The 4,337-nt window shown below is 69.7% G+C and carries 5 protein-coding genes and 1 pseudogene; all 6 read left to right on the forward strand.

Annotated elements, in window-relative coordinates; translation table 11 throughout:
* The first annotated feature begins 259 nt into the window (after positions 1-259).
* The gene (locus RIF68_RS28630; protein ID WP_309054195.1) at positions 260-1,111 is read left to right on the forward strand and encodes a helix-turn-helix transcriptional regulator; all 852 of its coding nucleotides are present in this window, start codon (positions 260-262) and stop codon (positions 1,109-1,111) included.
* Between the two features lie 97 nt (positions 1,112-1,208).
* The gene (locus tag RIF68_RS28635) at positions 1,209-1,598 is read left to right on the forward strand and encodes an ATP-binding protein (protein WP_309054191.1); all 390 of its coding nucleotides are present in this window, start codon (positions 1,209-1,211) and stop codon (positions 1,596-1,598) included.
* A gap of 175 nt (positions 1,599-1,773) precedes the next feature.
* The gene (locus RIF68_RS28640) at positions 1,774-2,625 is read left to right on the forward strand and encodes a sigma-70 family RNA polymerase sigma factor (RefSeq protein WP_309054192.1); all 852 of its coding nucleotides are present in this window, start codon (positions 1,774-1,776) and stop codon (positions 2,623-2,625) included.
* Complete coding sequence (locus RIF68_RS28645) at positions 2,622-3,443, forward strand: integrase (RefSeq protein ID WP_309054193.1); 822 nt, start codon at positions 2,622-2,624, stop codon at positions 3,441-3,443. The genes RIF68_RS28640 and RIF68_RS28645 overlap by 4 nt, the downstream gene beginning before the upstream one ends.
* Positions 3,444-3,628: 185 nt before the next feature.
* Positions 3,629-3,976: a hypothetical protein gene (locus RIF68_RS28650; protein ID WP_309054194.1), complete on the forward strand. Its 348-nt coding sequence runs from the start codon at positions 3,629-3,631 to the stop codon at positions 3,974-3,976.
* A gap of 5 nt (positions 3,977-3,981) precedes the next feature.
* Positions 3,982-4,337 (forward strand): annotated as a pseudogene (locus RIF68_RS28655) (conjugal transfer protein TraS); the annotation flags it as partial.

Consider the following 4,337-nt stretch of genomic DNA (forward strand, 5'->3'; position numbering starts at 1 on the left):
GGGGGGGGGGGGGGGGGCGGGGGCCGGGGGTCTGGTCGGTGGGGGGGGGGGGGGGGGCGCCCCCGGCCCGGCGCCGCCGCGCTGTGCGCGGCACCTCCGATCTCCGATCGGACTGCTTGCAGCTCCAGGAGTCCGGGCGCGTGAGCGAGCGCAGCGAGTCTTGAACCAGTAGAGAAAGTGCGAATCATGGTCGTGTAGCTGGTGATCACCACGGCTCATGGGCTCGGTGTCTGCTGCCCTGTGGTGTAGAACCCTGGGCATGGGGAGTGAGCGACGGGAGCGGATGAGGGCGCTGGGGGTGCGTCTTCGGGCTCTGCGTACTGAGGCCGGCCTGACGGGTGCTGCGCTGGCGCAGCGTGCTGGTGTGGGGCAGCCGACCGTGTCCAAGGTTGAGACCGGGCGCATGGTTCCGAGCCTGGACGTGCTCGACCGGCTCTCGGCTGCCCTCGGTCTCGATGAGCCGACCGCTCGTGAGGTGCGTGACCTCCTGGCCGCGGTAGTGGCTGCTGCGGATTCCGATCCATCGGCAGACGGCACAACTTCGGTCGGTACGACCGTTGATGAAGAGGTTCGTTCCGCCCGGCTGGTGCGGTCGTTCCAGTGCGTCGTTCTGCCGGCCATGTTGCAGAGCGCGGAGTATGCCCGACACGTCTTCGAGAGTGCGCGGGACTCGACTCCTGAGGCGGTCGGCCGTGCTGTCGCTGCTCGTGTGGAGCGGCAGAGTGTGTTGTACGAGCCGGGGCGGGAGTCGGTGTTCGTGCTGACGGAAGCCGTGTTGCGGACATGGCCGGGGACGCCGGCGCTGATGCTCGCTCAGCTCGACCGGCTGCTGGCCGTCGAGAGTCTGAGCACGGTACGACTCGGGGTCGTTCCCTGGCGTCGGCCGGTGCCGGTGCTGCCTCGCCACGGGTTCACGTTGTGCGACCGGCGGGCGGTCGTGGTGGAGGCGTTCGACGGTGAGCGGGTGTCGGGCGACGCCGCCGAGCTGGCCGCGTACGAGGAGACGTTCGGCTGCTTCGAGCGGGCTGCGGTCTTCGGCGGCGAGGTGCGGGAGCTGCTGTTGCGGGTGATGAAGGAGTTTCGCGACTTGGGAGACACCGTCACTCCTTAGAGGAATAATTCCTCCTGATGCCTAGCTCGTTGGCGATGCGTGGGAATACTCTGCCGCTGTGCTGTCTAGCCCCCTAGACGAACCGAGGTGTTCTCCCATGCTCTCCAAGTGGTGCCGTCCCTTTCCCGGCCTCGCCGAGGAGGTGGCCCATGCCCGCCACTTCGTCGCCTCCCTGATGGCCGACCGGGGCCCTGTCGACGATGCCGTCCTGGTCGTGAGCGAACTCGCGACCAATGCCGTGCGGCACTCGCTGAGCGGTTCGGCCGGCGGCTGGTTCCTCGTGATCGTCGGCTTCGGCGATGACTTGGTGCGGATCGAGGTGATCGACCAGGGCGGCGAGCGCGTGCCGCACCTGTGTGACGTGACCAGCCAAGAAGAGGGTGGGCGTGGGCTGGCGTTGATCGCGGCCTGCGCCAAGGACTGGGGCGTGAAGAACTGGCCCGACGGGCGCTGTGTATGGGCCGACCTGGTGCGGGAGGGCGCGTGACCATGCCGCGCTCGACGACGGACCGCGGTTGCGCTGCGGGCGGTGGCGGGTGAGTCCTCGGGGTGTGCCTCGGCGACGGAGCCGCTTCTACGTGATCGGCGTCCATACGGGCCGGTGCATCCCGCCCATACCGTCTAGGGCCCTAGACTCCTGGGTATTCCTAGGAGGTGAGGTCATGTCGGACGAGCTGCGACGAATCATGGCGATCGGTGATCCGTACCTGCTCCTGCGCGAGGTCACGACCCGGTTGGCCGACGCTCAGCAGGAGGTGACCGAGCTGGCCCGCCTTCGCCGGCGTGTGGTGCAGGACCTCCACGCGCAAGGGCTGTCGTACGCGCAGATCGCGGCAAAGGCCGGCCTGAGCCGTGGGCGGATCCACCAGATCCGGCATACCGGCCCGGCGCCGGAAGGTGTCTTCCTCGGGCGGGGCGCGGTCACCGTCGCGACTCCGTTGCGGCGCGACGACGAACGCGGGCGGACGGTCGTCGCCGTGGACGATGTCAGTTCCGGCAAGCGGCTGGAGGACCTGGCGCGCTCGTACGGGCTCGACGTCACCTCGGAACACGTGCCGGTGAGTGGTGAGATCGACCTCAACCGCGAGGGCCTGGTCGTCGTCTGCGGTCCGCGCATGTCCCGGGAGATGTGGGACACCTACGCGCAGGACCCCGTACTGCACTGGGAGCGGGCGGAAGACGGGCCCTGGACGGTGGTGGACCGCCGTACCGGCACGGTGTACCGGTCGGGACAGGACAGTGATCCGGCCCGCCCGTACGACGTGGGTTACCTCGGCAGGCTGTCACGTCCGGACGGCAAGGGTTCGCTGCTCGCCATCGCCGGTATCCACACGCAAGGTTCCCTCGGCGTGGTGCAGCTGCTCGCCTCCGACCTGAACACGCTGTGGGGACAGGTGGGCGACCACCGGTTCTCCACGCTGGTGGGTGTCGAGTACGACCCGGAGACCAGCGAACCGCGGTCCGCCGAACTGCTCTGTCCTCTGTACCGGCACGACGAGGAGACATCGGCGTGAGGGTGGCCATCGCCTCGCTGCCTGCCGGCCCCGACCGGGAGAACGAGGATTTCGCCGCTGCCGCTTCCGGTGCGGCCGTACTCCTCGACGGCGCCGGCGTGGGCGGGGCTGAGACCGGTTGCACGCATGGCGTCGCCTGGTTCTCTTCGACCCTGGGCGGACTCCTGCTGCGCAGCATCACCAGGCATCCCGCCCGGCCGCTCGCCGATTGCCTGGCCGACTCGATCGCAGTCGTCCGGTCCTTGCACGAGGACAGCTGCGACCTCGCTTACCGGGCCAGTCCCACCAGCACGGTCGTCTGCGCCCGGAGCGGTGGGGGAACTCTGGAATACCTCGTTCTCGGTGACTCCTCCCTGCTCCTGGCCGACCGGGGCGGCGGTACGTCCGTCGTCACCGACCGGCGCCTGGACGACGTCGGCAGACGACTGCGCGGGCCGGTCGACGCGCTGCCCACCGGCTCGCCCGAACACGCTGCCGCGCTCGCCGACTACCGCGATGCCCTGACCGGGCTCCGCAACCGGCCGGGCGGCTTCTGGATCGCCGGCCCCGACCCGCGGGCGGCCGAACACTCGCTGACCGGAGTGGTGCCGCTCGACTCGCTGGCGTCTGTGACGCTGCTGAGTGACGGCGCGACGCGACTCGTCGACCGCTTCGAACTTGCCGACTGGCGCGAAGCGTCGGCCGTCCTCGGTTCGTCCGGTCCGGATGAGCTGGTCCGCCGCGTGCGCGAAGCTGAGGACGGCGACCCCGACGGACGGCGCTGGCCGCGCGGTAAGGCGCGGGATGACGCGACCGTCCTTCACTGGGTGCTGCCGTAGCGCGTCCACGCGACTTCTGAAGCACGATCGTATACCCCCCTAGACAGTTGACGGGCCGTCGGTTACCTTTACCGTCAACCCCCCTAGACAGTTGGGGTGGGTCCCTCCTTGTGCTGTCTAGGGGGGTATCCAGATGGAACGGTGCCGCTCAGTGAAGGCGCCGACAACCCAGTGAGGTTCAGAAAATGCGTGTGATCCCCGTGGACACCTCGGCCGCGACGCTTCTTGTCACCAAGCTGCCCGAGGTCAAGGTGAGGGACCGGCAGACCGGTGAGGTCGCCGTGGACCCGGTGACCAACCAGCGGCTCATGGTGCTGGAGCTGGTGTTCATCGCGGCCGGCGGTTCGGACATGATCAGGGTGACCGTGCCCGAGCAGGGCATCGGTGAGGGACTGGTGATGGGTGCGCCGGTCATCCTGTCGGGTCTGGTGGCCCGGCCCTGGGAGAGCGAGTTCGGCGGGCGCGCCCGGCACGGCATCGCCTACCGGGCCGATGCCGTCATGGTCGACGCCCCGGCTGCGGTGCAGGGCTGATCGCCATGGCCGACACCGTCCGAGTGCTGTTGACCGTCCTGCTGGTCCTGGTCGCGCTGCTGGTGGTGCACCGCCGTATGCCGGTGGTGTTCTGGTGCCTGATCGGCTATCCGGCGACCGCACTGCGGGTGCTCGCCTCCTACCGGGCGACGATGGACGCCTGCGGCCTGACGGTCCCGGCCTCGGCCGTCCGCCGGACCACCGCCCGGATGATCGGGCGGCAGGCGGCTCCCGTGCCGCCTCGGTACTCGTTCCCGCGGCCGACCGGGTCCGGGCTCGTGATGCGGCTGCGCATGGCGGCCGGGCAGGCACCCGAGGACTTCGCCGCCTCGGCCGACCGGCTGCGGCACGCCTGGGGCGC

Source organism: Streptomyces sp. (genome assembly GCF_031178505.1).
In the GTDB taxonomy this organism is placed as follows: domain Bacteria; phylum Actinomycetota; class Actinomycetes; order Streptomycetales; family Streptomycetaceae; genus Streptomyces; species Streptomyces gulbargensis.